Consider the following 26,472-nt stretch of genomic DNA (forward strand, 5'->3'; position numbering starts at 1 on the left):
CCGAGGTCAGCTCGTCCCGTTGCTCGCCAGCGCGTCCGACAGCTCTCCCGCGACCTGCTGGAGGATCGGCACGATGCGCTCCGTAGCGCTCTCCGTCACCCGGCCCGCCGGGCCCGAGATGGAGATCGCGGCCGAGGTGGGGGAGTTGGGGACGGAGACGGCCAGGCAGCGGACCCCGATCTCCTGCTCGTTGTCGTCCACCGCGTAACCCGCCCGCCGCACCTGCTCCAGCGCGTCGAGGAAGCCCTCGGGGGTGGTGATCGTCTTCTCGGTCGCGGCCGGCATGCCGGTACGGGCGAGCAGCGCGCGGACCTCGTCGGCCGGGGTGTCGGCGAGGAGTGCCTTGCCGACGCCGGTGGAGTGCGGAAGGACCCGGCGGCCGACCTCGGTGAACATCCGCATGGAGTGCCTGGACGGCACCTGGGCGACGTACACGATCTCGTCGCCGTCCAGCAGCGCCATGTTGGCCGTCTCGCCGGTCTCCTCCACCAGCCGCTGGAGGTACGGGCGGGCCCAGGTGCCGAGCAGCCGGGAGGCGGACTCGCCCAGGCGGATCAGGCGGGGGCCCAGCGCGTAGCGGCGGTTGGGCTGCTGGCGTACGTAACCGCAGACGACGAGCGTGCGCATCAGCCGGTGGATGGTCGGCAGGGGCAGGCCGCTGCTCGCGGACAGCTCGCTCAGCCCGACCTCGCCCCCGGCGTCGGCCATCCGCTCCAGCAGGTCGAAGGCGCGCTCGAGCGACTGCACCCCACCGCTGGCACCGGAGGGCTTGGAGTCGGCTGTGCTGGCGTGGGACGGCGGCACGTCAACGGTCCTTTCGAAGCGGAAGGCAAGGCAGCAGCCTACCGGGCGCTGCCCGATCGGCCCACAGCTGTCCGGCGGACGTCCGTGCCGGTCAGGGGCGGTTTTGTCCGGGTGCCGACGGTGTGCTGACGGTGTGGCGGCGGTCGGCGCGGCGGCTCGGTGCCGCCTCTCCTGGCCCATGCTACGTTCCGCACTCCGAAATATGACTTTTACTTTGTGGAAACCTCCAGTCGGGCGTCGGGGGTGGCCCGCCGGACCCCCTCGGTGGAAAGTGGGTCTTGACGAGGGTGGTTCCCGAGTGAAGACTCCTTCAGAAGTTTCAACAGTTCGTTGAATTCCTGGAGTGAGTCCTCCGGAGTGATTCCTGGAGTGAGTCCTCCGGAGTGATTCCTGGAGCGAGTCCTCCGGGGTGATTCCTGGAGTGAAGGAGGCACGGGTGTCCGGTCCGGACGTGAACCTGGTACTGCGCTCGACGCGCGTCGTCACCCCCGAGGGCACCCGCCCGGCGACGGTCGCCGTCGCGGGCGGCACCATCGACGCGGTCCTGCCGTACGACACCGAGGTGCCCGCGGGCGCCCGCCTGGAGGACTTCGGCGACGACGTCCTGCTGCCCGGCCTGGTCGACACCCACGTCCATGTGAACGACCCGGGCCGCACCGAGTGGGAGGGCTTCTGGACCGCCACCCGCGCGGCGGCGGCCGGCGGCATCACCACGCTCCTGGACATGCCGCTCAACTCCCTCCCGCCGACCACCACCGTCGAGAACCTGCGGATCAAGCAGCAGGTGGCGGCCCCCAAGGCACACGTCGACACGGGCTTCTGGGGCGGCGCGCTCCCCTCCAACGTGAAGGATCTGCGCCCGCTGTACGAGGCCGGGGTCTTCGGCTTCAAGTGCTTCCTCTCGCCCTCCGGGGTGGAGGAGTTCCCCGAGCTGGACCAGGAGCAGCTGGCCCGCTCCCTGGCGGAGATCGCCGGATTCGGCGGCCTGCTCATCGTCCACGCCGAGGACCCCCACCACCTGGCCGACGCCCCCCAGCGCCCCGGCCCCGCCTACGCCGACTTCCTCGCCTCCCGTCCGCGCGACGCCGAGAACACCGCGATCGAGGGGCTCATCGCCCACGCCAAGCGGCTGAACGCCCGGGTCCACGTGCTGCACCTCTCCTCCAGCGACGCCCTGCCGCTGATCGCCGCGGCGAAGCGTGAGGGAGTCCGCGTCACCGTCGAGTCCTGCCCGCACTTCCTCACCCTCACCGCCGAGGAAGTCCCGGACGGGGCAACGGAGTTCAAGTGCTGCCCGCCGATCCGCGAGGCCGCCAACCAGGACGCGCTGTGGGCCGGTCTCGCCGACGGCACGATCGACTGCATCGTCTCCGACCACTCGCCGTGCACCACCGACCTCAAGACCCCGGACTTCGCCTCCGCCTGGGGTGGCATCTCCTCCCTCCAGCTCGGCCTGCCCGCCATCTGGACCGAGGCCCGCAGGCGCGGCCACTCGCTCGACGACGTGGTCCGCTGGATGTCCGCCGCTCCGGCCGAGCTGGCCGGGCTGAGCCGCAAGGGTGCGATCGAGGCCGGCCGCGACGCCGACTTCGCGGTCCTCGCCCCCGAGGCGACCTTCACCGTCGACCCGGCCGAGCTCTTCCACCGCAACCAGGTCACCGCGTACGCCGGGAAGACCCTGCACGGCGTGGTCCGCTCCAGCTGGCTGCGGGGCGTCCGCATCGCCGCCGACGGCGTCCTCGCCGAGCCGGCTGGTCGCCTCCTGGAACGCGAGCACTGACCGTGCCCGTGAGCAGTGCTCTGGTACGCGACCGCTGACCGCGACCGACCCCGTGAGCAGCGCTCTCGCACGCGACCGCTGACCGTCCCCACGAGCAGTGCTCCGGTACACGACCACTGACCAAGCCCGTGAGCAGTGCTCTCGTACGTGACCACCGACCGTGCCCCGAAAGGACCCCCGACCATGACGGACGCCGCGATACCCCGCTTCACCGGTGACGCCAGCCCGTACGCGGGCGGCGACCCGTACGCCGACCACCGCACGGCCGACTTCCCCTTCACCCACCTCGTCGACCTGGCCGACCGGCGCCTCGGCGCCGGGGTCATCGCCGCCAACGACGAGTTCTTCGCCGAGCGCGAGAACCTGCTGAAGCCCGGGCCCGCCGTCTTCGACCCCGAGCACTTCGGCCACAAGGGCAAGATCATGGACGGCTGGGAGACCCGCCGCCGACGCGGGGTCAGCGCCGCCGAACCGCACCCCACCCCCGACGACCACGACTGGGCCCTCGTCCGGCTCGGCGCGCCCGGCGTCATCCGGGGCATCGTCCTGGACACCGCCCACTTCCGCGGCAACTACCCGCAGGCCGTCTCCGTCGAGGCGGCGTCCCTGCCCGGCTCCCCGTCCCCGGACGACCTCCTCGCCCCGGACGTGAAGTGGACGACCCTCGTCCCGCGCACCCCGGTCGGCGGCCACGCGGCCAACGGCTTCGCCGTCGACGCCGAGCAGCGCTTCACGCACCTGCGGATCAACCAGCACCCGGACGGCGGGATCGCCCGGCTGCGCGTGTACGGAGAGGTCGCCCCGGACCCGGCGTGGCTCACCGCGCTCGGTACGCTCGACCTCGCCGCGCTGGAGAACGGCGGCCAGGTCGAGGACGCCTCCGACCGCTTCTACTCACCGGCCACCAACACCATCCAGCCCGGCCGCTCGCGGAAGATGGACGACGGCTGGGAGACCCGCCGCCGGCGCGACCGGGGCAACGACTGGATCCGCTACCGCCTGGCCGCGCAGTCCGAGATCCGGGCCGTCGAGATCGACACCGCCTATCTCAAGGGCAACTCGGCGGGGTGGGCGAGCCTGTCCGTACGCGACGGCGAGGACGGCGACTGGTCGGAGGTCCTGCCCCGGACCCAGCTCCAGCCCGACACCAACCACCGCTTCGTCCTGGACGGCTCGGTGCGCGCCACCCACGTACGGATCGACATCTTCCCGGACGGCGGGATCTCCCGGCTGAGGCTGTACGGATCCCTCACCGACGAGGGCGCCACAGGGCTGGCCGCGCGCCACCGCGAGCTGGGCGGCTGACCGTACGCGAACAGACCGGCACCACCGCGATCGCAGGGGGATCGCGGTGGCGCGCTGGTCGTACGGCCGCCTCAGAACTCCTCGTGCGTGTCCGGGTCCCCGCCGAACCGCCGCTGCCGCCCCGACGCGATCGTGGTCAGCTCCTGCGCGGTCAGTTCGAACCCGAACAGGTCCAGGTTCTCCCGCTGCCGCCCCGGATCCGCCGACTTCGGGATCGGCACCGCGCCGACCTGCGTGTGCCACCGCAGCACCACCTGACCCGGCGTCACCCCGTGGTCCTCGGCGATCGCCACCGTCGACGGGTCCTCCAGCACCTCGCGGCCCCGGGCCAGCGGGCTCCAGGCCTCCGTGACGATGCCCTTCGCCGCGTGCACCGCGCGCAACTCCTCCTGCGGGAGCAGCGGATGCATCTCGATCTGGTTGACCGACGGCAGCACGCCCGTCTCGCGCTCCAGCCGCTCCAGATGGGCGGCGGTGAAGTTGGAGACGCCGATGGAGCGGACGAGACCGTCCTCGCGGAGCCGGATCATGGCCTTCCACGTCTCGACGTACTTGTCGACATGGGGAAGCGGCCAGTGGATCAGATACAGGTCGACGTACTCGACGCCCAGCCGGGCCCGCGACTCCTCGAACGAGGCCAGCGTCTGCTCGTACCCCTGATGCCTCCCCGGCACCTTCGTGGTCAGGCGGATCTCCTCGCGCGGGACACCGCTGCGGGCGATGCCCCGGCCGGTGCCGGTCTCGTTGCCGTAGTTCAGGGCCGTGTCGACGAGCCGGTACCCGAGCTCCAGCGCCCCCGCGACGGCCTCCTCCGCCTCGGTGTCGTCCAGCGGATAGGTGCCTAGGCCCACCGCCGGCAGGGTGGTGGAGTCGTTGAGCGTATGAACGGGTACGTCGCCCATGGTCCGCGCTGTCCTTCCGGTAGCCCCCCGGATAACCTCTCGTCACGTTCTGCCCCGTCCCGGCCAGCGTAGGCGCGCGGCCGGGACGGGGCAGCTCGGCGGAACCGGGGCCTCCGGAAGCCGAGGCCGGGTGCTCAGGCCGCGTGACCGCCGTCCACGACGACCTCCGTACCGGTGATGAAGCCCGCGTCCGCGCTCGCCAGGTACGCCACCAGCGACGCCACCTCCTCCGCCGTACCGAACCGGCCCAGTGCCGTCGCCGCCCGCTGGCCCTCGGCGAACGGCCCGCCGGCCGGGTTGAGGTCGGTGTCCACCGGCCCGGGCTGAACCAGGTTCACCGTGATCCCGCGCGGCCCCAGCTCCCGGGCGAGCGGCTTGGTCAGCCCCACGAGGGACGACTTGCTCATCCCGTACAGCGTCGATCCGGGCCCGCCCACGTACCGGCTCAGCGCGGTGCCGACCGAGATGACGCGCCCGCCGTCGGCCAGCCGGTCCGCCGCCGCCCGGCAGGCGAGGAAGACCGCCCGCACGTTCACGGCCAGGACCCGGTCGACCTCGGCGTCGGGCAGCTCCGCTATCGGCCCGAGAACCCCGATCCCCGCGTTGTTGACTAGTACGTCGAGCCGCCCGAACGCGTCCGCCGCCCGGTGCACGGCCTCGGCGGCGCCCCCGGCGTCGGCCGCATCGCAGCGCAGGGCGACCGCACGCCGCCCCACCCCCTCGATCTTCGCCACGACCGTACGGGCCGCCTCCTCGTCCCGTACGTAGGTGATGGCGACGTCCGCCCCCGCCTCCGCGAGCCGCAGGGCGATGGCCGCGCCGATGCCCCGGCTGCCTCCGGTGACCAGGGCGGTCCGGGGCGCGGAGGCGGTGATGGTGGAGGTGGTGCCGGAGCTGGACATGGTGAGGTTCCTTGCCTTCGGGGAGCGCCGCCGATCCGGCGACAGGAACCAGCAAAGTCCCCCGGAGGCCCGGAGACCGGCGGGAATCGGACGGGGTGTGACCACCACCGGCCCCACCCCTGTCAGTCGGCGAGTCACCATCGGTCGACTCGCCGACGGATACCAGGCGCTGCGTATCGCCGAGAGCTGCGCCGCGCAGGACATCCGGCGTCCGGCATCCGTGAGCTGGTCGCGGACACGGCTGCCCGCGACCGTCGTCGTACGCTGCCTGAACCGCACCACTTCAGCCGCCAACGGGGAGTCACCGCGTGAGCGATCAGTCCGGGCACGGGGCCGGCAAGCCGTTTCTGTACGTCGTCGTGTGCGCGGCGGGCATCGCCGGTGATGTCGGCCGACTGATCTCCGCAGCTCAGGAGGCCGGTTGGGAGGTGGGGGTCGTCGCCACCCCTCAGGGGCTGGGCTTCATCGACGCGCCGTCCATCGAAGCGCAGACCGGCTACCCGATCCGCTCGGCCTGGCGGTCGCCCGCCGACCCGCGCCCTCTCCCGCCCCCGGACGCCATCGCTGTCGTACCGGCGACGTTCAACACGATCAACAAGTGGGCCGCCGGGATCTCGGACACGCTGGCGCTGGGCATCCTGTGCGAGTCGTACGGCCTCGGCGTACCCACCGCCGTCCTGCCGTACGTGAACGCCGCGCTGGCGGCCCACCCCGCGTACGACGAGAGTCTGCGGCGACTGCGGGACATGGGGATCCTGGTCGGTTCCTACGAGCCCCACCATCCCAAGGCCGACGGTGGGGCGGACCGTTTCCACTGGGAGGAAGCGTTGGACCTGCTGGCGCCCAAGCTGTTCCCCGAGGCGTGATCACCTGTACCGGAACCTTTGACGCAGAGGCGATGCACGAGTCCCGACCAGGTCCAGGCGGCAAGAAGGGCCCCGGTTACTGACCAGGGCCTTCATCGAGAACGGGTGACGAGAATCGAACTCGCATCCTGAGTCTGGGGAGTTCAGGCCACCGGCAGCCGTCCGCTCTCCGTAGCCGCCGCCCGCAGCCGTCCCAGGATCGCCCGTGCCGCCTTCTCGTAGCCGAGGCGGTTGTTCTGCAGCACCGACTCCGCGTTGGCCAGTTCCAGGAAGGCGATCACCTCGAAGGCCAGTTGCCGTACGTCGGTGTCCCCGGCCAGCTCGCCCGCCGCCCGGGCCTCCTCGATGGTCTCCTCCACGAAGGTGACCCAGCCGGTCTGCGCGGCGGCCAGCGCGTCGTGCACCTTGCCGCCGCGGGCGTCGAACTCGGCGGTGGCCGCGTAGAAGAAGCAGCCGCCCCGGAAGACCCGGTCCCGGGAGTACGCGATCCACGCCTCGCACATCCGCCAGACCCGGCCGATCCCCGGCGGGACCGAGCGGGCCGGACGCAGCACATGGTCGACGTAGACGGCGACCGCCGCGCGCACGGTGGCGAGCTGCAGCTCCTCCTTCGACCCGAAAAGCGCGAACACCCCGCTCTTGCTCAACTTCAGCTCGGTCGCCAGCCGTCCCAGCGAGAGGCCTTCCAGCCCCTCCACCGAGGCGATCTGCACCGCGCGCCCCAGGATCAGCTGCCGCGTCTGGTTGCCCCGCTCGACCCGCCCGTCCAGCCGTACTGCCGCCATGTGACCACTCCGTACCTCAGAGTTACGAGGCGTCATTCTAGGGACGGCCACGGGCGCCGCCGGACCACCGGCTGCCCGGCCCGCCTCCCCGTCCACCGGCGCGCCGCGCCTCTGACCACGGGCGATACCGGTACAGGGGCCGGGCCGGATCCGGTCCGTGAGACAGGTGTTCCTTTCCGCCGCGCCCGGCACGTAGCGTGATCGTTCCGCGTGTGAGCCGGTGATGTCTCCACCATCCGTCCCGCTGTGGAGAACCAAGGAGCACCAGGTGACCGCCGCCGTCGCGCCCGCGCCCGCCCTCGTGCCGTCCCGCAGGGCCTGGCTCACCGACCTGCCTGTGCTGGCGGTCGCCGTCGTCTGGGGCGCCAGCTACCTCGCGGCCAAGGGCATCACCACCACCCACACCGTCGTCGCCGTCCTCGTCCTGCGCTTCGCGATCGTGCTGCCCGTCCTCGTGGCGACCGGCTGGCGCAAGCTGCGGGCGTTGACCGGCGCGCAGTGGCGGGGCGCCGGGGTGCTGGGACTGATCCTGAGCGGGATCTTCCTGCTGGAGACGTACGGGGTGGTCCACACCTCGGCCACCAACGCCGGGCTGATCATCAGCCTCACCATGATCTTCACGCCGCTCGCCGAAGCCGCCGTGACCCGCGTCCGGCCCCCGGCCTCCTTCGTCGCGGCCGCCGGGCTCTCCGTCGCCGGAGTGATCCTGCTGACCCAGGGCGGCGGCTTCACCAGCCCCTCGGCCGGTGACCTGCTGATGCTGCTCGCCGCCCTCGCCCGTACGGTCCACGTCCTGGCCATGGCCCGGATCAAGGCCGTGCGGTCGGCGGACTCGCTCTCGCTGACCACCGTTCAGCTCGGCGGTGCGGTCGCCGTCTTCGCCGTCCTCGCGGTCCTCCCGGGAACCGGTGCCTCGCCGTGGAGCGTGGCGGTCGGCTTCGGGCCCCGGGAGTGGGCGGGGCTGATCTTCCTCTCCGTGTTCTGCACGCTCTTCGCGTTCTTCGTGCAGATGTGGTCCGTACGCCGCACCTCGCCGTCCCGGGTCAGCCTGCTGCTCGGTACGGAACCGCTCTGGGCGGCCGCCGTCGGGATCAGCCTCGGCGGCGAACGGCTCGGCGTGCTGGGGGTGGCCGGGGCCGTTCTCGTGCTGGCGGGCACGGCGTGGGGGCGCCGGAGCGTGCAAGAGGCGGGCTGAGGAGCCGACCCCGTGCAAACGAGCGGGCTGAGGAGCCGGCCTACTTCCTCCGCACCGCGTCCGGCGCGATCATGACCGCGAAGCCCGTCACGATCAGCACGATGCTGACGAACAGCGCGCGGTCACCGAAGTAGTCGATGTGCTGGGCCAGCGTCCACAGCCGCAGCCACCCCGTCCACTCGTGGACCAGTCCTCCGATGCCCTGCAGCATGATGATGAGCCCGGCCGCCTCGATGAGTTTCTTCATACGCCGAGCCTCGCGGCCGCCCCGCCTCCGCCGCGTCGGCCACCGGGCCCGACCGCCGCGCCGAAAGTAGCGGGTTCCGCGACTTTGGTCGCTCCCTCGCCGCACCGGGCCTGTTCCGGGCGCCCGGCTGCGTAACTTTGTCGATATGACGCGCACCGAGTACCCCTGGCTGCTCCCCTCGGCGATGGCCGATGCCGAGCTGCCCGGCGACCGGGCCCGGGCCGGGTCCCGGGCGCGGCGGACCGTACGCGACTGGGTCGTCGACATCACGGCGTTCCTCATCGCGGCGGGCATCGCCCTCATCGCCCTCGCCGCGATCGAGAACGAAGGGTCGACCCCGGACGCCGTGCTCGTCGTCGACTCGGTGATCGGCGCCGCCGCCTGCTGCGCCCTCTGGATCCGGCGGCGCTGGCCCGTCGGGCTCGCCGCCGCCCTGACCGCCCTGTCCATCGTGGAGCCCGTCGCCGGCGGCGCGATGATGGTCGCCCTGTTCAGCCTGGCCGTCCACCGCCCCTTCAAGCCGACGGCGATCGTCGGGGCCGGCGCGCTGACCGTGGCGCCCCTCCAGCCCTGGCTGCGTCCCGACCCCGAGACGGGCTACCTCACCTCGGTCATCTTCGGGGTTCTGCTGATCCTGCTGGTGCTCAGCTGGGGGATGGTCGTACGGTCCCGGCGCCGGCTCGTCCTCACGCTCCGCGAACGGGCCCGCCGCGCCGAGGCCGAGGCGGAACTCCGTGCCGAGCAGGCCCAGCGGCTGGCCCGGGAGGCCATCGCCCGCGAGATGCACGACGTCCTCGCCCACCGGCTCACCCTGCTCAGCGTCCACGCCGGCGCCCTCGAATTCCGGCCCGGCGCCCCCACCGCCGAGATCGCCCGGGCCGCCGGCGTCATCCGGGACAGCGCCCACGAGGCGTTGCAGGATCTACGGGAGATCATCGGCGTGCTGCGCGGCCCCGGCGACACCGGCGACGGCGAGCGGCCCCAGCCCACCCTCACCACCCTGGACGCGCTGATCGACGAGTCCCGGCAGGCGGGCATGAAGGTCACCCTCGACCAGCGCGTCGCCGCCCCGCAGGACGCGCCCGCCGCCACCGGCCGCACGGTGTACCGCATCGCCCAGGAGTGCCTGACCAACGCCCGTAAACACGCAGCCGGCACCGAGGTCACCGTCACCGTGACCGGCGGCCCCGGCGACGGGCTCACCGTCGAGGTGGCGAACCCGGCCCCCACCGAACCCTTCGAACGGGTGCCCGGCTCCGGCCAGGGCCTCATCGGCCTCACCGAACGCGCCACGCTCGCCGGCGGCAGCCTCGAGCACGGCCCCACGCCGGACGGCGGCTTCATGGTCCGCGCCCGGCTGCCGTGGCCGACGGCGTGAGGCGGGGGCGGCGAACGGGGGAGAACGACTGGTTACGGTGGCTGTCATGAACACCCCGGTGCCTCCTCCGGCCTCCTTGCCCGTCCGGCTGCTCATCGTCGACGACGACCCGCTCGTGCGGGCCGGGCTCACGCTGATGCTCGGCGGGGCCGAGGGCATCGACATCGTCGGCGAGGGCGCGGACGGCGGCGAGGTCGCCGGCCTGGTCGAACGGCTGCGCCCCGACGTCGTCCTGATGGACATCCGGATGCCCGGTATGGACGGGCTCACCGCGACCGAGCAGCTGCGCCGCCGCCCCGACGCGCCCGAAGTCGTCGTCCTCACCACCTTCCACGCCGACGAACAGGTCCTGCGGGCCATCCGCGCCGGAGCCGCGGGATTCGTCCTGAAAGACACCCCGCCCGCCCAGATCGTGGACTCCGTCCGCCGGGTCGCCGCCGGGGACCCGGTGCTCTCGCCCGCCGTCACCCGCCAGCTCATGACCCGGGCCGCGGGCGGTGCGCCGGACGACCGCACCAGCCGGACCGAGCGGGCGCGCACGCGGTTCGCGGAGCTGGCGGACCGGGAGAGGGAGGTCGCGGTGGCCGTCGGACGGGGGCACTCCAACGCGGAGATCGCGGGCCACCTCTACCTCAGCGTCGCCACCGTCAAGACCCAGGTCTCGCGCATTCTCGCCAAACTTGATCTGAACAACCGGGTCCAGATCGCCCTGTTGGTCCACGATGCCGGGCTGCTCGACGCGGACGGCGAGCAGGACGGCGGCCTACGCTGAGCGGACCGGACCGGCCTACGCTGAGCGCACCGGACCGGCCAACGCTGCGTGGACGGACCGGCCTACGCTGGGTGGTCCGACCGGCCCACGACGAGTGGCCCGGACCGGAACGAGGGGGCTGACTGCAATGGCTGTGCTCGATCTGCGGGATCTGCCGGATTTCACGGCGAACCCCTATCCGTACTACGCGAAGCTGCGCGCCGAGGGGCCGGTGCACACGGTGCGCACCGAGCAGATGGAGCGGATCTGGCTGATCGTCGGGTACGAGGAGGCCCGCTCGGCCCTCGCCGACCAGCGGTTCGGCAAGGACTGGCGGACCACCGGGCGCTGGGCCGCCGAGGTCAACCCGATCAGCTCCAACATGCTGGAGCTGGACGCCCCGCACCACACCCGGCTGCGCAGGCTCGTCGCCCGTGAGTTCACCCCCCGCCGTATCGAGGCGCTGCGCCCCCGGGTCACCGAGATCACCACGGAACTGCTCGACGCGATGGTCCCGGCCGGCTCCGCCGACCTCGTCGACGCGCTCGCCTTCCCGCTGCCGATGACCGTCATCTGCGAACTGCTCGGCGTCCCCGACATCGACCGGGACGCCTTCCGCGCGCTCTCCAGCGCCGTCGTCACGCCGACCGCGGCCCAGCGGGAGGCGGGCGACCCGGTCAGCGCGATGAGCTCCTACCTCATCCAACTCATCCAGGACAAACGGAGTTCGCCTGGCGACGACCTGATGAGCGCGCTGATCAGGACCCGCGACGAAGGCGGCGACGGGCTGTCGGCCGAGGAACTGGTCGGCATGGCCTTCGTGTTGCTCGTCGCCGGCCACGAGACCACCGTCAACCTGATCTCCAACGGCGTACGGGCCCTGCTCGACCACCCGGACCAACTCGCCCTGCTACGAGCCGATCCCGGACTGCTGGACGGCGCGGTGGAGGAGATGCTGCGGTACGACGGTCCGGTGGAGACCGCCACCTTCCGCTTCACCCGGGAGGAGATCACGGTCGGCTCCACCGTGATCCCGCACGACGAACCGGTGCTCGTCGCCCTCGCCTCGGGCGGCCGGGACCCGGAGAAGTTCACGGACCCGGACACCTTCGACATCCGCCGCGCGCCTCAGGGCCACCTGGCCTTCGGTCACGGAGCGCACTTCTGCCTCGGCGCCCCGCTCGCCCGGATGGAGGCCCGCATTGCGATCGGGGCGCTGCTGGAGCGCTGCCCGGACCTGGCCCGCGATCCGGCGGGCGGTGAGCCGGAGTGGCTGCCCGGGCTGCTGATGCGCGGGGTGCGGCGGCTGCCGGTGCGCTGGTAGGGCCGCTGCTCACCTCCACAACTCCTAGCGAAGGGGCATCTGTTGACCGCCGAAGCAATCACGGAGGCCGAGGGCCTGGTCGATCTGGCCGCGCTCGGCGACGACTTCACCCGCGACCCGTATCCGGTCTACGCCGGGTTACGGGCCAAGGGCCCGGTCCACCGGGTCCGTATTCCCGAGGGCACCCACGCCTGGCTCGTCGTCGGGTACGAGGCCGGGCGGACGCTCCTCGCCGACCAGCGGCTCTCCAAACAGTGGGCCAAGGCCTCACCGGCGCTGGGCGTCACCAAGGTCTCCGCGGGCACGTCGATGCTCAGCAGCGACACCCCCGACCACACCCGGCTGCGCAAGCTGGTGGCCCGGGAGTTCACTCCGCGCCGGATGGAACAACTCGCCCCGCGTATCCAGGAGATGACCGACGAGCTGCTCGACCGGATGCTCGCGGCGCCCGACCGGCGGGCCGATCTCGTCGAATCGCTCTCCTACCCGCTGCCGATGAACGTCATCTGCGAGCTGCTCGGCGTGCCGTTCCTGGACCGGGCGGCCTTCCGCGAGTGGTCGAACCAGGCGGTCTCCTCGGTCGACGCCTCCAAACGGGACTCCTCCACCAAGGCGATGGCCGCCTATCTGACCCGGCTCCTCCAGGACAAGCGGACGCAACCGGGCGACGACCTGATGAGCGCGCTGATCCACACCGCCGACGAGGACGGCGACCGGCTCTCCGCCGACGAACTGATGGGCATGGCCTGGCTGTTGCTCGTCGCCGGCCATGAGACCACCGTCAACCTCATCACCAACGGAGTGCACAACCTCCTCGCACACCCGGAGCAACTGGCGCTTCTCCGCGCGGACTTCGGCCTGATCGACAACGCGGTGGAGGAGATCCTGCGCTTCGAGGGGCCCGTGGAGACACCGACGTACCGCTTCACGACCGAACCGATCGACATCGGCGGCACGGTGATCCCCGGCGGCGGTGAACTGGTCCTCGTCGCGATGTCGGACGCCAACCGCGACCCGGCCCGCTATCCCGACGGCTCCCGCTTCGACATCACCCGGGACGCCCGGGGGCATATCGCCTTCGGCCACGGCATCCACTACTGCCTGGGCGCGCCGCTGGCCCGGATCGAGGCCCGGGTCGCCGTCCGGTCGCTGCTGGAGCGCTGCCCGGAGCTACGGCTGACCGCCGACCCGGCCACGCTTGACTGGCGCACCGGCCTCCTGATGCGGGGGCCGCTGAGCCTGCCGGTGGCCTGGTAGAGGCAGGCCGGGCCTCAGCCGCCCGAGGCCACGGTCTCAGCCGCCCGGGCCGGGACGTGAGCCGCCCGGGCCAGGCCCCACCTGCCCGGGCCGGGACGTCAGCCCCCCCGGGCCGGGCCGTCACCCGCCCGGGATCTCCCTCATCGCCACCGGGCGGCGTTCGCGGCGCGAGATCTCGCAGGCCTCGGCGATCCGCAGCGCGTGCAGGGCCTCCCGCCCGTCGCACGGGTTGGTCAGCTTGCCCCGGGCGACCCGGAGGAAGGCGTCCAGCTCCGCCTCGTACGCCGGGGCGAACCGCTCCAGGAACCCGGGCCAGGGCTTCGGCGGAGTGCCCGGGCCCTCCGGCTCGGCCGAGGTCAGCGGCGTACGGTCGTCCAGGCCGACGGCCAGCTGGTCCAGCTCACCGGCCAGCTCCATACGGACGTCGTAGCCGGCACCGTTGCAGCGGGTCGCGGTGGCGGTGGCGAGGGTGCCGTCGTCCAGGGTGAGCAGCGCGGCGGCGGTGTCCACGTCGCCCGCCTCCCGGAACATCGCGGGACCGGCGTCCGACCCGGTGGCGTACACCTCGCGTACCTCGCGGCCCGTCACCCACCGCAGGATGTCGAAGTCGTGGACCAGGCAGTCCCGGTACAGCCCGCCGGAGAGCGGGAGGTAGTCGGCGGGCGGGGGGGCGGGGTCGGAGGTGACAGCCCGTACGGTGTGCAGCCGCCCGAGCCTGCCGTCCCGCACCGCGGCCCTCGCCTCCGCGTACCCGGCGTCGAAGCGGCGCATGAACCCCAGCTGGAGGATGCTGCCCGCCGCCTCCACCTCCGCGAGGGCGCCGAGCGTGCCGGGCAGGTCCAAGGCGATCGGCTTCTCGCAGAACGCGGGCAGACCGGCCCGGGCGGCGCGGGCGATGAGCGGGGCGTGGGCGGCGGTCGCGGAGCAGATCACCAGCGCGTCGGGGAGGCCGTGGCCCTCGCCGGTGAACATCGCGTCCACCGTGACGGCGGCGGCTCCGGTCCGGGTGGCCGCCACGGCGGCGCGCTCCGGGTCCGCGTCCGCCACCAGCAGGGATTCCACGGCGGGATGACGGCTCAGCACCTCCGCGTGGAAGGTGCCGATACGTCCCGTTCCGATGAGTCCGATGCGCATGGCCCCAAGGTGACGGCGGTCCGGTCATCATGTCAAGCATTTGTCCGGACAAACGCCGGACCATGGCTTTGTCCGGACAATCGAACTAGGCTCGGCCCGTGACCGCACAAGGAGCCGATCAGCCGCAGCCGCTGCCGCTGAGTGTGGACCGCACCAGTCCGGTGCCGCTCTACTTCCAGCTGGCACAGCAACTGGAGGCCGCCGTCGAACAGGGCCGGCTGGCCCCCGGCACCCTGCTCGGCAACGAGATCGAGCTGGCCCACCGCCTCGGCCTCTCCCGCCCCACCGTCCGTCAGGCCATCCAGTCGCTCGTCGACAAAGGGCTGATGGTCCGCCGCCGGGGCGTCGGCACGCAGGTCGTGCACAGCCAGGTCCGCCGGCCGCTGGAGCTCAGCTCGCTCTACGACGACCTGGAGGCGGCCGGCCAGCGCCCCGCCACCAAGGTCCTGCGCACCACCACGGAACCGGCCACCGCCGAGGTCGCCGCCGCGCTGGGTGTCGCCGAGGGTACGGAGGTCCACCTCGTCGAGCGGCTGCGGTACGCCCACGACGAGCCGATGGCCCTCCTCCGCAACCACCTGCCCCCGGACCTGCTCCAGCTCCGGCCCCCGGAGCTGGAGTCCACCGGCCTCTACCGCCTGATGCGGGCGTCGGGCATCACGCTGCACAGCGCCCGCCAGTCGGTCGGCGCGCGGGCCGCGACGGCGGGGGAGGCGCGGGCCCTGGACGAGGAGCCGGGTGCGCCGCTGCTGACGATGGAGCGCACGACGTACGACGACACGGGGCGTGCGGTGGAGCTGGGCACCCACGTCTACCGGGCCTCGCGCTACACGTTCGACTTCCAGCTCCTGGTCCGCTGAACCCAGCCCGTGCTGGGGCGCCCCAGCAAGCCCGTCCGGCGTTTGAGGACGGAACCCTTGCGTCGGTGCGCCCGCAGGCAGAGGATTCCTGGGGCACGGGATCCCCCGAGGCGACCGACCCCCACATCGACGGTTCCGTCCGCGAACGCCGGCCGGGCTGGTTATGGCGCCCCCCCGGCCCGGCAGGAGCGCCCCCCGGACGGGAGCGGGCAGGCCTCGGGGATACTGGGCAGCCGGCCCGGGACGGTACGCCCCCGGCCAGGTCAAGCGCACAGCGAGTAGCAGCGGAAGAAAAAGAAGAAGGGCACCGCGTCGTGGCAAGGGTTCGGACAGGGGTACGCGCGCTGGGCGCCGTCCTGGCAGTGGTGCTGGCAGCCGCAGGATGCAGCAGCACCGGCGGCAAGCGGGCGGAAGAGCGCGCGGCCGAGGCCGCCGAGGGCCGGGCCGCGGTGAACACGCCCCGCTGGACCTTCGCCATGGTCACCCACTCGGGCGACGGCGACACCTTCTGGGACATCGTCCAGAAGGGCGCCGAGCAGGCGGCCGTCAAGGACAACATCAACTTCCTCTACTCGCACAACGACGAGGCCAACCAGCAGGCGCAGCTCGTCCAGACCGCGATCGACAAGAAGGTCGACGGGCTGATCGTCTCGCTGGCCAAGCCGGACGCCATGAAGTCCGTGATCGCCAAGGCCGTCAAGGCGGGCATCCCGGTCGTCACGGTGAACTCCGGTTCCGCCGAGTCCAAGGAGTTCGGCGCCCTGACCCACATCGGCCAGGACGAGTCGATCGCCGGCGAGGCCGTCGGCGACGAGCTGAACGAGCGGGGTCGCAAGAAGGCCCTCTGCGTCCTGCACGAGCAGGGCAACGTGGGCCACGAGCAGCGCTGCGCCGGAGCGAAGAAGACCTTCGACGGCACGACGCAGAACCTGTACGTCGACGGCACCAACATGCCCGACGTCACCGCGTCCATCGAGGCCAAGCTCCAGTCCGACAAGAGCATCGACGCGGTCGTCACCCTCGGCGCCCCCTTCGCCGACGCCGCCGTCCAGGCCAAGCAGACGGCGGGCAGCAAGGCCGAGATCGACACCTTCGACCTCAACGCCAAGGTCGCCGCCGGCCTCCAGAGCGACAAGCTCGGCTTCGCCGTCGACCAGCAGCCCTACCTCCAGGGGTACGAGGCCGTGGACCTGCTCTGGCTCTACCGCTCCAACCGCAACGTCCTCGGCGGCGGCCTGCCCGTCCTGACCGGCCCGCAGATCATCACCAAGGACGACGCGGACGCCCTGGCCGACTTCACCAAGCGCGGTACCCGATGAGCGGCTCCACCGCCACGCCGGAACAGGTGGACGAGCGCCTCGTCCGGACCTCGCCGCTGCGCAAGCTCCTCGGCCGCCCCGAGCTCGGCTCGGTCGTCGGCGCGGCAGCCGTCTTCCTCTTCTTCGCGATCGTCGCCGACAGCTTCCTCCAGGCCTCCAGCTTCGGCACGGTCCTGTACGCGGCCTCCGTCCTCGGCATCATGGCCGCCCCGGTCGCGCTGCTGATGATCGGCGGCGAGTTCGACCTCTCCGCCGGTGTCCTGGTGACCAGCTCCGCGCTGATCTCCTCGATGTTCAGCTACCAGATGACGGCCAACGTCTGGGTCGGCGTCTTCGTGTCGCTGCTGGTCACGCTCGCCATCGGCGCGTTCAACGGGTTCATGCTGACCCGCACCAAACTGCCGAGCTTCATCATCACGCTCGGTACGTTCCTGATGCTCACCGGTCTGAATCTCGGCTTCACCAAGCTGATCAGCGGCACGGTCTCCACCAAGGCCATCGGCGACATGGAGGGCTTCGAGTCCGCCCGCGCCCTGTTCGCCTCGACGCTGACCCTCGGCAGCATCGAGTTCAAGGTGACGATCCTCTGGTGGATCGGGCTCGTCGCGCTCGCCACCTGGATCCTCCTCCGGACCCGTTTCGGCAACTGGATCTTCGCCGTCGGCGGCGAGGCGGACGCCGCCCGCGCGGTCGGCGTCCCCGTCATCCGTACGAAGATCGGGCTCTACCTGGGCGTCGCGTTCGCCGCCTGGATCTCCGGCCAGCACCTGCTCTTCAGCTACGACGTCGTCCAGTCCGGCGAGGGCGTCGGCAACGAGCTGACGTACATCATCGCGGCCGTCATCGGCGGCTGCCTGATCACCGGCGGCTACGGCTCCGCGATCGGCTCGGCGGTCGGCGCCTTCATCTTCGGCATGACCAGCAAGGGCATCGTGTACGCCGAGTGGAACCCGGACTGGTTCAAATTCTTCCTGGGAGCGATGCTGCTCCTGGCCACCCTGCTCAACGCGTGGGTGCGCAAGCGCGCGGAGGCGACGTCATGACGGCCACCACCGAGAAGCCGGTCGGCCCCCTCGTCGAGCTGGACGACGTATCGAAGTTCTACGGCAACATCAAAGCCCTGGAACACGTCTCGCTGGAGGTCCACGCCGGCGAGATCACCTGCGTCCTCGGCGACAACGGCGCCGGCAAGTCCACCCTCATCAAGATCATCGCGGGACTGCACCGCCACGACGCCGGCCGCTTCCTGATCGACGGCGAGGAGACCACGCTCGCCAACCCGCGCGACGCCCTGGACCGCGGCATCGCCACCGTCTACCAGGACCTCGCCGTCGTCCCGCTGATGCCGGTCTGGCGGAACTTCTTCCTCGGCTCCGAGCCCACCACCGGCGCCGGCCCCTTCAAGCGCCTCGACGTGAAGAAGATGCGCGAGACGACCCGTACGGAACTGCTCCGCATGGGCATCGACCTGCGCGACGTCGACCAGCCCATCGGCACGCTCTCCGGCGGTGAGCGCCAGTGCGTGGCGATCGCCCGCGCCGTCTACTTCGGCGCCAAGGTCCTCGTCCTCGACGAGCCGACCGCCGCGCTCGGCGTCAAGCAGTCCGGGGTCGTCCTCAAGTACGTCGCCGCCGCCCGCGACGCGGGCCTCGGCGTGGTCCTCATCACGCACAACCCGCACCACGCCCACCTCGTCGGCGACCGGTTCATCCTCCTCAAGCGCGGCGCCATGTCCGGCAGCCACACCAAGGACGACGTCACGCTCGACGAGCTGACCCGGCAGATGGCGGGCGGCAGCGAGCTGGAGGAGCTCAGCCACGAGCTGGAACGCACCCCGACCCCCACCCTCCCCGGCACCTCCGCCGCCACCGAAGAAGGATCCTGACCGGCGACCCGCCCCCGCGCGGCCGACCCCGGCCGACCGCTCCGGGGACCGGGCAGTGGCAGAATCGGGCGCGGCGGGCGCCGTCCGCCGCCGACCGTGACAGCGGCCCGGCCCCTCAGACCCCGCAGGGACGATGAGCACGTACCGCGACTTCGCCGACCGCGGCTCCGCCCGCGCCACCGTCCTCAAGACCGTCGGCACCAAGGAACGCCGCTCGCACCTCACCGCGCCGCGCGTTCCCACGGTCGGGATCGACATCGGCGGTACGAAGGTGATGGCGGGCGTCGTCGACGCCGACGGCAACATCCTGGAACAGCTGCGCACCGAGACCCCGGACAAGTCCAAGAGCCCGAAGGTCGTCGAGGACACCATCGTCGAGCTGGTCCTGGACCTCTCCGACCGCCACGACGTGCACGCGGTGGGCATCGGCGCGGCGGGCTGGGTGGACGCCGACCGCTCCAAGGTCCTCTTCGCCCCGCACCTGGCCTGGCGCGACGAGCCCCTGCGCGACGCCATCGCCTCCCGCCTCGTCGTCCCGGTCATGGTCGACAACGACGCCAACACCGCCGCCTGGGCGGAGTGGCGCTTCGGCGCGGGTCGCGGCGAGGACCACCTCGTCATGATCACGCTCGGTACGGGGATCGGCGGCGCGATCCTGGAGGACGGCCAGGTCAAGCGCGGCAAGTACGGCGTGGCCGGTGAGTTCGGCCACATGCAGGTCGTGCCGTCGGGCCACCGCTGCCCCTGCGGCAACCGGGGCTGCTGGGAGCAGTACAGCTCCGGCAACGCGCTGGTCCGCGAGGCCAAGGAGCTGGCCGCCGCCGACTCGCCGGTCGCGCACTTCCTGCTGGACCGGGTCAAGGGCAACATCCCCGACATCACCGGCCCGCTCATCACCGAACTGGCCCGCGAGGGCGATGCGATGTGCATCGAGCTCCTCCAGGACATCGGCCAGTGGCTCGGCGTCGGCATCGCCAACCTGGCCGCCGCGCTCGACCCGTCCTGCTTCGTCATCGGAGGCGGTGTCAGCGCCGCCGACGACCTCCTGATCAACCCGGCCCGGGACGCCTTCAAGCGCCACCTCACCGGGCGCGGCTACCGCCCCGAGGCGAGGATCGCCAAGGCCCAGCTCGGCCCCGAGGCCGGTATGGTCGGCGCCGCGGACCTGGCCCGGCTGGTCGCCCGCCGCTTCCGCCGGGCCAACCGGCGCCGTGTCGAGCGGTACGAGCGGTACGCGCAGATCTACGACCAGGCGGCGAGCACCATCCGCAACACGCGCTCGACCCGCACGGTCGACTGAACCGCACGGGCCCGAGCGGCGTCTCAGCTCGGAACCCGACTCCGTACCCGCCCCCGTACCGAACTCCTTGTTCCGACCCCGACCGGCCTCCACGCCTCCGTACCCCGCTCCGCAGCACGAGGGACCTCCTGATCATGATCGCAGCCGACCACCCCGTGGTGCCGCCCCAGTCCGAGTCGCCGGGCGACGGCGAGGGCAAGCCGCCCGAGAGCCCTCGGCGGGTCTTCAGGCGGCGGTTCATCACCGCCACGATCATCGTGCTGCTCATCGGCATCCCGGCGGGCTACCTCCTCGTCTCCGCCGGCCAGAGCCGCCGCTCGGGCATGGACAAGGAGGCCGAGGCGGCCGCCGTGGGCCTCCGCGAGGGCTGGCCCTCCAAGATGCAGCGCCGGATCTTCGAGATCCCGATCCCCGGCAACGGGATCGGGGTCCAGTACTACGAGACGAACAACTGGAAAGCCAGCCGGATGTACGCGAAGTTCCGTACGACCTCCGCCGGCCTGGACCGCTTCCTGAGCGGCGTCGGCACCGGCCGCGCGGCCCTGGAGCCCGGGAAGGTCAACATCAGCCCCCGGGACATCAAGATCACCGGCTGGTACTTCAGCTCGAACGAGAACTGGGCGAGCGTCACCCACACCAACAAGAAGCCGCGCCCCACCCAGACCATCACGGTCAACATGACCGACCCGGCCAGCCCCGTCGTCTACGTCGTATCGGCGGCGACCCCCTGACCGGAACGGGCTTCCCCTGCCTACCTGGTGATCCGGCATTCGACCCGGACCTGGCCGTACCGTAGGTCCGACGCACGCTGGGGGTGAACGGTTTCCGCACGCGAAGCTGACGGTATCCGCACGCGGAGCCGACGGTTTCCGCACGCAGAGCTGAGGGGACGTGGGGCGCAGTGACGATCTTGGTGACCGGTGCGACCGGGAGTGTGGGGCGGCATGTGGTCGGGGAGCTGCTCAAGGCAGGTGAGGACGTACGGGCCCTGACCCGCAGGCCGGAGAGTGCGGGGCTGCCCGCCGGGGCGCAGGTCCTCGCGGGCGACCTGGAGCGGCCGGAAACGGTCCGGGACGCGCTGGCCGGGGTCGAGAAGCTGTTCCTCTTCTCCGTGGCGGAGACGGCCCAGGAGGTGGTCGACCTGGCCGTGGAGGCGGGGGTGCGCCGGATCGTCGTGCTCTCCTCCGCAGCCGTCACCGCCGGCTGGGACACCGACTTCCACCTGCCCGTCGAGCGGGCCGTGGAGGCGTCCGGCCTGGAGTGGACCCATGTCCGGCCCGGCGAGTTCGCGGTCAACTCCCTGCACATGTGGGGCCCTTCGGTCCGGGCCCGCCGTACGGTCGTCGATCCGTACCCCGACAGCGCCGGCACCCCGGTCCACGAGTGGGACATCGCCGACGTCGTGGCCGCCGCGCTTGTGGAGGACCGGCACACGGGCGTCGCCTACACCCTGTCGGGGCCGTTGGAGGTGACCAACCGGGAGAAGGTGGCCGCGATCGCCGAGGCCATCGGTGAAGAGGTCCGCATCGAGACGGTCACCGCGGCCGAGGCCCGCGCCTTCTACCAGGCGCAGGGCGGCTGGGCGGCGGCCAACGCCGACTTCCTCTTCGGCTACGAGGACTACTCCGGCGACGAGGTGAATTCCGGCGCTGAGTCGGACGCCGGCGCCGAGTCGAACGCTGGCGCCGAGTCGGATCCCGGCGCCGAGTCGGATCCCGGCGCCGAGCCGGATCCCGGCGGCTCCGGTGAGCCCGGCTACGAGCGCGGCGAAGCTCAGGAGGAGCAGGCGGAACCCGGAGCGACCCCGGGGGCGGTGAGCGCTGACCTGGTGACCGGCCGGCCTGCGCGCCCGTACGCCGCGTGGGCGCGCGACCACGCCGCCGACTTCCGCTGACCGCAGCCTCCGCGTAGGGGCCTCGGAGGGTGCCCCGGTCCTCGTCCGGCCGGGGCACGGAGTCCGGAGCGCGGCCCTCCCGGGGGCTCAGGCCGGATCGTCCGTCCCGGCCGCACCCGGGACGGACCCCCGGCGGCTCCGGACCCATGGGCGGCCCTCCCCGGCGACCCCCTGCCCGCGAGCGGACGGGCGGCTCACTACCCTGGAGCGAGTGAGTGAGTTGAGCGAGACGACCCCGCAGCCCGCCCGGCCCCCGCGAACGGCCGATCCCGAGCCCCCGCAGGACGAGGTGATCCGGCCCCTGCCCCCGGCTCCCCGGCCCGTGCCCGGGCAGCCGTACGCACAGGCCCCGGTGCCTGCGGCCGGTCACCCGCCCCGGTCGGCCACCCCGCCCCCGCAGCCGGTCGCCCCGGCTCCGCAGCGGATACCCGCCGAGCCTGGACAGCCGGCCCTCGGCCCGCAGTACGCCCAGCCTGAACCGGGCCCGCAGTTCACCGACCCACAGGCCGCACCGGGCCCGCACGCCCAGCCTGCACCGGGCCCGCACTTCGCCGACCCGCAGCCCGCACCGGGCCCGCACGCGTCGCCCGCGCCCGGCCCGCAGTTCTTCGAGCGGCAGCCCGTACCCGGCCCCCCGTTGGCCGACGTACAGGTTCCGCAGGCGCTCCCCGGCCGGCCGCACGTGCCGACAGGTCCCGGACCGCAGCACGTCCAGCCGCAGGCGCCCACGCCGGAGCCCTTCGCTCCGCAGCAACCCCGCGGCGTCGGCGGCGCGCAGCCGGGCGGCCCGGCGCAGGGCCCACAGTCCGCGTCCGGCCCGGGCCAGGTGCAGGCCCCGCACGCCCCCACCGAGACCCCCCGCACGCTCCAGTACCGCTTCGACGGCCCGGAGGACGCCCCCGTCCTGGTGATCGGGCCTTCGCTCGGGACGACCTGGCACATGTGGGACCGCCAGATACCCGAGCTGACTCAGCACTGGAGGGTCTTCCGTTACGACCTGCCGGGCCACGGCGGCGCTCCCGCCCATGCCGCGCCCTCCGTCGCCGAGCTCGCGGACCGGCTGATCGCCACGCTCGACGGGCTCGGGGTCCAGCGGTTCGGTTACGCCGGGTGCTCGATCGGCGGGGCCGTCGGCGCGGACCTGGCGCTGCGCCACCCGCACCGGGTGGCCTCGCTGGCGCTGGTCGCCTCCTCGCCCCGGTTCGGCACGGCCGACGAGTTCCGGCAGCGCGGCGTGATCGTGCGCACCAACGGGCTGGAGCCGATGGCCCGTACCGCGCCGGAACGCTGGTTCACCCCCGGCTTCGCCGCCGCGCAGCCCGCCATCGTGGAGTGGGCCGTCCAGATGGTCCGCACCACCGACCCCGGCTGCTACATCGCGGCCTGCGAGGCGCTGGCCGCCTTCGACATCCGCGACCACCTGGGGCGGATCGGCGTCCCGACGCTGGTCCTCGTCGGCGCGGAGGACCAGGTCACCGGGCCCGCCGAGGCGCGCACGCTGGTCGCCGGGATACCGGACGCCCGCCTCGCGCTCGTCCCCGGCGCCTCGCACCTGGCCCCGGTCGAGCAGCCCGCGGCCGTCTGCGACCTGCTGCTGACGCACTTCTCCACCGCCTGGCAGGACGCGCCCGCCACACCTCCCGTACCGCCGCTCGTCCCCGGCCCGGCCACGCCCGCCACCTCCTTCGCCCCCATCGCCGAGATCGCCCCGGCGTCCGGCCTGCCCGAGGCCGCGGGTCCGCAGCGGGAGAGCGGCCACGAGCGCGGGACGAAGGTGCGCCGGGAGGTGCTCGGGGATGCGCACGTGGACGCCGTCAACGCCTCCACCGACGCGTTCACCGAGGACTTCCAGGAGCTGGTCACCCGGTACGCCTGGGGCGAGGTCTGGAGCCGGGAGGGCCTGGACCGCCGCACCCGCAGCTGCATCACGCTCACCGCGCTCGTCGCCTCCGGCCACCTGGAGGGCCTGGCCGCGCACGTCCGGGCCGCCCTGCGCAACGGCCTGACGCCCGCCGAGATCAAGGAGGTCCTCCTCCAGAGCGCCGTCTACTGCGGCATCCCGGCGGCAGGCGCGGCCTTCACGATCGCGCAATCCGTGATCCAGGAGGAAACGACCCCGCCCGCGTAGCAGGATGGAGCCATGAACGCATCGCCTCAGCCACTCACGCTCACCAAGAAGACCCACTCCTGCGTGCGGATCGAGAAGGAGGGGCGCGTCCTGGTCATCGACCCGGGCGGCTTCTCCGAGGACGACGCGGCGCTCGGCGCCGATGTCCTCCTGGTCACCCACGAGCACCCGGACCACTTCAACGAGGCCAGGCTGCGGGCGGGCCTGGAGGCGAACCCGGCGGCGGAGATCTGGACGCTGCGGAGCGTGGCGGACCAGCTGTCGGCCGCTTTCCCCGGGCGCATGCACACCGTCGGCCACGGTGACGCGTTCTCGGCGGCCGGGTTCGACGTCACCGTGCACGGCGAGTTGCACGCGGTGATCCACCCGGACATCCCGAGGATCACCAACGTCGGCTTCCTGGTGGACGGTTCGGTCTTCCACCCCGGCGACGCGCTCACCGTCCCCGACCGGCCCGTGGACACGCTGCTGCTGCCGGTGATGGCCCCGTGGAGCAAGATCTCCGAGGTCATCGACTACGTACGCGAGGTCAAGCCGCGCCGCGCGATCGACGTCCACGACGCCCTGCTGACCGACCTCGCGCGGCCGATCTACGACAACCAGATCGGCGCCCTCGGCGGCGCGGACCACGGCCGGCTGGCACCCGGAGGCGTCACGGAGCTGTGAGGCGGACGGCGACTGTCAGTGGGACCGGTTAGGTTGGTGGGCATGCGCATCGCCACCTGGAACGTCAATTCGATCACCGCCCGGCTGCCGCGGCTGCTGGCCTGGCTGGAGAGCAGCGGCACCGACGTGCTGTGCATCCAGGAGACCAAGTGCACGGCCGAGCAGTTCCCCGCCGAAGCCCTGCGCGAGCTGGGTTACGAGTCCGCCGTCAACGCCACCGGCCGGTGGAACGGGGTCGCGCTGCTCTCCCGGGTCGGCCTCACCGACGTCGTCACCGGCCTCCCCGGCGGCCCGGACTACGACGGCGTCCAGGAGCCGCGCGCGATCTCCGCGACCTGCGGCCCGCTCCGCCTCTGGTCGGTCTACGTCCCCAACGGCCGCGAGATCGAGCACGACCACTACGCGTACAAGCTGGCCTGGCTGGAGGCTCTCCGCAAGGCCGTCGCGGCGGACGCGGCGGGCCCGCTGCCCTTCGCTGTCCTCGGCGACTTCAACGTGGCCCCGACCGACGAGGACGTCTGGGACCCGGCGCTCTTCGAAGGCGCCACGCATGTGACGCCCGCCGAGCGCGCGGCCCTCTCGGCCTTGGAGGCGGAGGGGCTGGGCGAGGTGCTGCCGCGCCCGCTCAAGTACGACCGGGCGTACACCTTCTGGGACTACCGTGAGCTGCGCTTCCCGAAGAACAAGGGCATGCGGATCGACCTGACCTACGGAAACCCCTTGTTCACCGCCGCCGTCAAGGACAGCTACGTGGACCGCGAGGAGCGCAAGGGCAAGGGCGCGTCCGACCACGCGCCGGTGGTGGTCGACCTCGACCTCTGAGGTGACGCCGGGGACCGGGAGGGAGGCCCGCACGGCCGGGCCCCGGTGCGGCGGGCCCGGACGCGCCCCGGTCCCGCCGCTCTCCTCAAGCGCCCCTCAAACCTCAGTGCGCCGAGAACCCGCCGTCCACGAAGAGCGCCTGCCCCGTGACGTACGCGGACGAAGGCCCGGCCAGGAACACCGCGGCCCCCGCGAAGTCCTCGGCCAGCCCGTTGCGCCCGACGAAGGTACGGGCGGCGAGCGAGGCGACCTTCTCCGGATCGGAGGCGAGGTGTGCGTTGAGCGGGGTCAGCACGAACCCCGGCACCAGGGTGTTCACTGTGACGCCGTACGGAGACCACGCCTCGGCCTGAGACCGGGCCAGCGACTCAAGCCCGCCTTTCGACACCCCGTACGCCCCGCTGTTCACGAAGGCGCGGTGGGCCTGCTGCGAGGAGACGTGGATGATCCGGCCGTACCCCCGCTCCGCCATCCCGGGCCCGAACCGCTGCCCCAGCAGGAACGGCGCTTTGAGGTTCACGGCCATGGTGGTGTCCCAGACGTCCTCGCCGAGCTCGCCCATGGGCGGCCGCAGATTGATCCCGGCGCAGTTGACGAGGATGTCCGGCTCACCGAAGGCTTCGACCGCCCCGTCGGCCGCCGCACGCACCCCGTCGGCGGTCCCCAGATCGGCACTCACCCACGCGGCCCGGCACCCCTCGGCCTCCAACTCGCCGACGGTCGCCTTCAACTTGGCCTCCCGCCGGGCCACCACGACCACCCGCGCCCCGGCCCGCGCCAGCGCCGCGGTGATGGCCCGCCCGATCCCGGAACTGCCTCCGGTGACGACGGCGACCCGCCCGGCCGGCGAGAACAGGTCCGACACATACATCTGATCATTCATGCCCGAACTCTAGGACATCGCTTCTTCCGGGACTTGGGCGTGCCGGCTTCGATCTCGCGGTGATATCACGCCAAGTAGTGGATGT

Annotated in this window: 25 protein-coding genes and 1 pseudogene; 19 read left to right on the forward strand and 7 right to left on the reverse strand. The window is 72.3% G+C overall.

From position 1 onward, the window contains the following. Positions 1–6 precede the first annotated feature (6 nt). Positions 7–804 (reverse strand): IclR family transcriptional regulator, encoded by a 798-nt coding sequence (locus ACQP09_RS30170; protein WP_432151332.1) that lies wholly within the window; start codon positions 802–804, stop codon positions 7–9. Positions 805–1,240: 436 nt separating this feature from the next. On the opposite strand from ACQP09_RS30170, the gene allB reads away from it, so the two are divergent. Together allB and alc are read left to right on the forward strand one after the other, a co-directional pair. After that, positions 1,241–2,584 (forward strand): allantoinase AllB, encoded by a 1,344-nt coding sequence (gene allB, locus ACQP09_RS30175; RefSeq protein WP_433405396.1) that lies wholly within the window; start codon positions 1,241–1,243, stop codon positions 2,582–2,584. Between the two features lie 183 nt (positions 2,585–2,767). After that, the gene (alc, locus tag ACQP09_RS30180) at positions 2,768–3,889 is read left to right on the forward strand and encodes an allantoicase (RefSeq protein WP_433405399.1); all 1,122 of its coding nucleotides are present in this window, start codon (positions 2,768–2,770) and stop codon (positions 3,887–3,889) included. A gap of 71 nt (positions 3,890–3,960) precedes the next feature. On the opposite strand, the gene ACQP09_RS30185 is transcribed toward alc, so the two are convergent. Further along, complete coding sequence (locus ACQP09_RS30185; protein WP_433405402.1) at positions 3,961–4,791, reverse strand: aldo/keto reductase; 831 nt, start codon at positions 4,789–4,791, stop codon at positions 3,961–3,963. Between the two features lie 134 nt (positions 4,792–4,925). Continuing rightward, positions 4,926–5,693, reverse strand: coding sequence for an SDR family NAD(P)-dependent oxidoreductase (locus tag ACQP09_RS30190; protein ID WP_433405405.1), 768 nt, complete (start codon positions 5,691–5,693; stop codon positions 4,926–4,928). A gap of 142 nt (positions 5,694–5,835) precedes the next feature. Between ACQP09_RS30190 and ACQP09_RS30195 the strand changes: the two are divergent. Both ACQP09_RS30195 and ACQP09_RS30200 read left to right on the forward strand, forming a co-directional pair. Beyond that, a pseudogene (locus ACQP09_RS30195) lies at positions 5,836–6,005 on the forward strand (helix-turn-helix domain-containing protein); the annotation flags it as partial. Beyond that, the gene (locus tag ACQP09_RS30200; RefSeq protein ID WP_433405408.1) at positions 6,002–6,559 is read left to right on the forward strand and encodes a flavoprotein; all 558 of its coding nucleotides are present in this window, start codon (positions 6,002–6,004) and stop codon (positions 6,557–6,559) included. The pseudogene ACQP09_RS30195 and the gene ACQP09_RS30200, both read left to right, overlap by 4 nt. Positions 6,560–6,702: 143 nt before the next feature. On the opposite strand, the gene ACQP09_RS30205 is transcribed toward ACQP09_RS30200, so the two are convergent. After that, positions 6,703–7,344, reverse strand: a complete 642-nt coding sequence (locus ACQP09_RS30205; protein ID WP_433405411.1) for a TetR/AcrR family transcriptional regulator — start codon at positions 7,342–7,344, stop codon at positions 6,703–6,705. A gap of 268 nt (positions 7,345–7,612) precedes the next feature. Between ACQP09_RS30205 and ACQP09_RS30210 the strand changes: the two genes are divergently transcribed. After that, the gene (locus ACQP09_RS30210; protein WP_433405415.1) at positions 7,613–8,539 is read left to right on the forward strand and encodes a DMT family transporter; all 927 of its coding nucleotides are present in this window, start codon (positions 7,613–7,615) and stop codon (positions 8,537–8,539) included. A gap of 40 nt (positions 8,540–8,579) precedes the next feature. Here ACQP09_RS30210 and ACQP09_RS30215 read toward each other — a convergent pair whose 3' ends face one another. Next, the gene (locus tag ACQP09_RS30215; protein ID WP_433405418.1) at positions 8,580–8,786 is read right to left on the reverse strand and encodes a hypothetical protein; all 207 of its coding nucleotides are present in this window, start codon (positions 8,784–8,786) and stop codon (positions 8,580–8,582) included. Positions 8,787–8,931: 145 nt separating this feature from the next. Here ACQP09_RS30215 and ACQP09_RS30220 point away from each other — a divergent pair, with 145 nt between their 5' ends. The 4 genes from ACQP09_RS30220 (at position 8,932) to ACQP09_RS30235 (ending at position 13,496) form a co-directional block, all read left to right on the forward strand. Continuing rightward, positions 8,932–10,164 carry a sensor histidine kinase gene (locus ACQP09_RS30220; protein ID WP_433405420.1) on the forward strand — a complete coding sequence of 411 codons (1,233 nt, stop codon included), beginning with the start codon at positions 8,932–8,934 and terminating at the stop codon, positions 10,162–10,164. A 46-nt stretch (positions 10,165–10,210) separates the two neighbouring features. Further along, entirely contained in the window at positions 10,211–10,936 is a 726-nt protein-coding gene (locus tag ACQP09_RS30225; RefSeq protein ID WP_433405423.1) for a response regulator transcription factor, read from the forward strand. A 127-nt stretch (positions 10,937–11,063) separates the two neighbouring features. Next, positions 11,064–12,239 (forward strand): cytochrome P450 family protein, encoded by a 1,176-nt coding sequence (locus tag ACQP09_RS30230; protein WP_433405426.1) that lies wholly within the window; start codon positions 11,064–11,066, stop codon positions 12,237–12,239. Between the two features lie 42 nt (positions 12,240–12,281). Next, the gene (locus tag ACQP09_RS30235) at positions 12,282–13,496 is read left to right on the forward strand and encodes a cytochrome P450 family protein (protein WP_433405428.1); all 1,215 of its coding nucleotides are present in this window, start codon (positions 12,282–12,284) and stop codon (positions 13,494–13,496) included. Positions 13,497–13,616: 120 nt separating this feature from the next. On the opposite strand, the gene ACQP09_RS30240 is transcribed toward ACQP09_RS30235, so the two are convergent. Continuing rightward, complete coding sequence (locus tag ACQP09_RS30240) at positions 13,617–14,630, reverse strand: Gfo/Idh/MocA family protein (RefSeq protein WP_433405430.1); 1,014 nt, start codon at positions 14,628–14,630, stop codon at positions 13,617–13,619. Between the two features lie 98 nt (positions 14,631–14,728). Between ACQP09_RS30240 and ACQP09_RS30245 the strand changes: the two genes are divergently transcribed. The 10 genes from ACQP09_RS30245 to ACQP09_RS30290 all read left to right on the forward strand — a co-directional run bounded on the left by ACQP09_RS30245 (position 14,729) and on the right by ACQP09_RS30290 (position 25,504). Then, entirely contained in the window at positions 14,729–15,490 is a 762-nt protein-coding gene (locus ACQP09_RS30245; protein WP_433405433.1) for a GntR family transcriptional regulator, read from the forward strand. Between the two features lie 344 nt (positions 15,491–15,834). Next, a complete protein-coding gene (locus ACQP09_RS30250; protein WP_433406810.1) occupies positions 15,835–16,809 on the forward strand; it encodes a sugar ABC transporter substrate-binding protein in 975 nt (324 codons plus the stop codon). Next, the gene (locus ACQP09_RS30255) at positions 16,806–17,852 is read left to right on the forward strand and encodes an ABC transporter permease (protein ID WP_433405435.1); all 1,047 of its coding nucleotides are present in this window, start codon (positions 16,806–16,808) and stop codon (positions 17,850–17,852) included. Before ACQP09_RS30250 ends, ACQP09_RS30255 begins: the two co-directional genes overlap by 4 nt. Further along, positions 17,849–18,694, forward strand: coding sequence for an ATP-binding cassette domain-containing protein (locus ACQP09_RS30260; protein WP_433405438.1), 846 nt, complete (start codon positions 17,849–17,851; stop codon positions 18,692–18,694). The genes ACQP09_RS30255 and ACQP09_RS30260 overlap by 4 nt, the downstream gene beginning before the upstream one ends. A 133-nt stretch (positions 18,695–18,827) precedes the next feature. Further along, complete coding sequence (locus tag ACQP09_RS30265; protein ID WP_151512693.1) at positions 18,828–19,994, forward strand: ROK family glucokinase; 1,167 nt, start codon at positions 18,828–18,830, stop codon at positions 19,992–19,994. 134 nt (positions 19,995–20,128) lie between these two features. After that, positions 20,129–20,725, forward strand: a complete 597-nt coding sequence (locus ACQP09_RS30270) for a hypothetical protein (protein ID WP_433405441.1) — start codon at positions 20,129–20,131, stop codon at positions 20,723–20,725. Between the two features lie 170 nt (positions 20,726–20,895). Continuing rightward, on the forward strand, positions 20,896–21,888 hold the full coding sequence (locus tag ACQP09_RS30275) for an SDR family oxidoreductase (RefSeq protein WP_433405443.1): 993 nt from the start codon (positions 20,896–20,898) through the stop codon (positions 21,886–21,888). An 826-nt stretch (positions 21,889–22,714) separates the two neighbouring features. Continuing rightward, positions 22,715–24,016, forward strand: coding sequence for an alpha/beta fold hydrolase (locus ACQP09_RS30280; RefSeq protein WP_433406811.1), 1,302 nt, complete (start codon positions 22,715–22,717; stop codon positions 24,014–24,016). 12 nt (positions 24,017–24,028) lie between these two features. Then, the gene (locus tag ACQP09_RS30285; RefSeq protein WP_433405446.1) at positions 24,029–24,682 is read left to right on the forward strand and encodes an MBL fold metallo-hydrolase; all 654 of its coding nucleotides are present in this window, start codon (positions 24,029–24,031) and stop codon (positions 24,680–24,682) included. 42 nt (positions 24,683–24,724) lie between these two features. Beyond that, complete coding sequence (locus ACQP09_RS30290; RefSeq protein ID WP_432151352.1) at positions 24,725–25,504, forward strand: exodeoxyribonuclease III; 780 nt, start codon at positions 24,725–24,727, stop codon at positions 25,502–25,504. Positions 25,505–25,607: 103 nt separating this feature from the next. Here the strand turns inward: ACQP09_RS30290 and ACQP09_RS30295 are convergent, their stop codons facing one another. Beyond that, positions 25,608–26,387: an SDR family NAD(P)-dependent oxidoreductase gene (locus tag ACQP09_RS30295; protein WP_433405449.1), complete on the reverse strand. Its 780-nt coding sequence runs from the start codon at positions 26,385–26,387 to the stop codon at positions 25,608–25,610. Between the last annotated feature and the right edge of the window lie 85 nt (positions 26,388–26,472).

The sequence above is a fragment of the Streptomyces sp. CA-146814 genome (assembly GCF_050942385.1).
GTDB lineage: Bacteria > Actinomycetota > Actinomycetes > Streptomycetales > Streptomycetaceae > Streptomyces.

Bases quoted from the DNA above. Each gene is read 5' to 3' on its own strand.
- alc (WP_433405399.1), top strand. From the start codon at position 2,768: ATGACGGACGCCGCGATACCCCGCTTCACCGGTGACGCCAGCCCGTAC.
- ACQP09_RS30185 (WP_433405402.1), bottom strand. From the start codon at position 4,791: ATGGGCGACGTACCCGTTCATACGCTCAACGACTCCACCACCCTGCCG.
- ACQP09_RS30190 (WP_433405405.1), bottom strand. From the start codon at position 5,693: ATGTCCAGCTCCGGCACCACCTCCACCATCACCGCCTCCGCGCCCCGG.
- ACQP09_RS30205 (WP_433405411.1), bottom strand. From the start codon at position 7,344: ATGGCGGCAGTACGGCTGGACGGGCGGGTCGAGCGGGGCAACCAGACG.
- ACQP09_RS30215 (WP_433405418.1), bottom strand. From the start codon at position 8,786: ATGAAGAAACTCATCGAGGCGGCCGGGCTCATCATCATGCTGCAGGGC.
- ACQP09_RS30220 (WP_433405420.1), top strand. From the start codon at position 8,932: ATGACGCGCACCGAGTACCCCTGGCTGCTCCCCTCGGCGATGGCCGAT.
- ACQP09_RS30225 (WP_433405423.1), top strand. From the start codon at position 10,211: ATGAACACCCCGGTGCCTCCTCCGGCCTCCTTGCCCGTCCGGCTGCTC.
- ACQP09_RS30230 (WP_433405426.1), top strand. From the start codon at position 11,064: ATGGCTGTGCTCGATCTGCGGGATCTGCCGGATTTCACGGCGAACCCC.
- ACQP09_RS30240 (WP_433405430.1), bottom strand. From the start codon at position 14,630: ATGCGCATCGGACTCATCGGAACGGGACGTATCGGCACCTTCCACGCG.
- ACQP09_RS30255 (WP_433405435.1), top strand. From the start codon at position 16,806: ATGAGCGGCTCCACCGCCACGCCGGAACAGGTGGACGAGCGCCTCGTC.
- ACQP09_RS30260 (WP_433405438.1), top strand. From the start codon at position 17,849: ATGACGGCCACCACCGAGAAGCCGGTCGGCCCCCTCGTCGAGCTGGAC.
- ACQP09_RS30265 (WP_151512693.1), top strand. From the start codon at position 18,828: ATGAGCACGTACCGCGACTTCGCCGACCGCGGCTCCGCCCGCGCCACC.
- ACQP09_RS30270 (WP_433405441.1), top strand. From the start codon at position 20,129: ATGATCGCAGCCGACCACCCCGTGGTGCCGCCCCAGTCCGAGTCGCCG.
- ACQP09_RS30285 (WP_433405446.1), top strand. From the start codon at position 24,029: ATGAACGCATCGCCTCAGCCACTCACGCTCACCAAGAAGACCCACTCC.
- ACQP09_RS30290 (WP_432151352.1), top strand. From the start codon at position 24,725: ATGCGCATCGCCACCTGGAACGTCAATTCGATCACCGCCCGGCTGCCG.
- ACQP09_RS30295 (WP_433405449.1), bottom strand. From the start codon at position 26,387: ATGAATGATCAGATGTATGTGTCGGACCTGTTCTCGCCGGCCGGGCGG.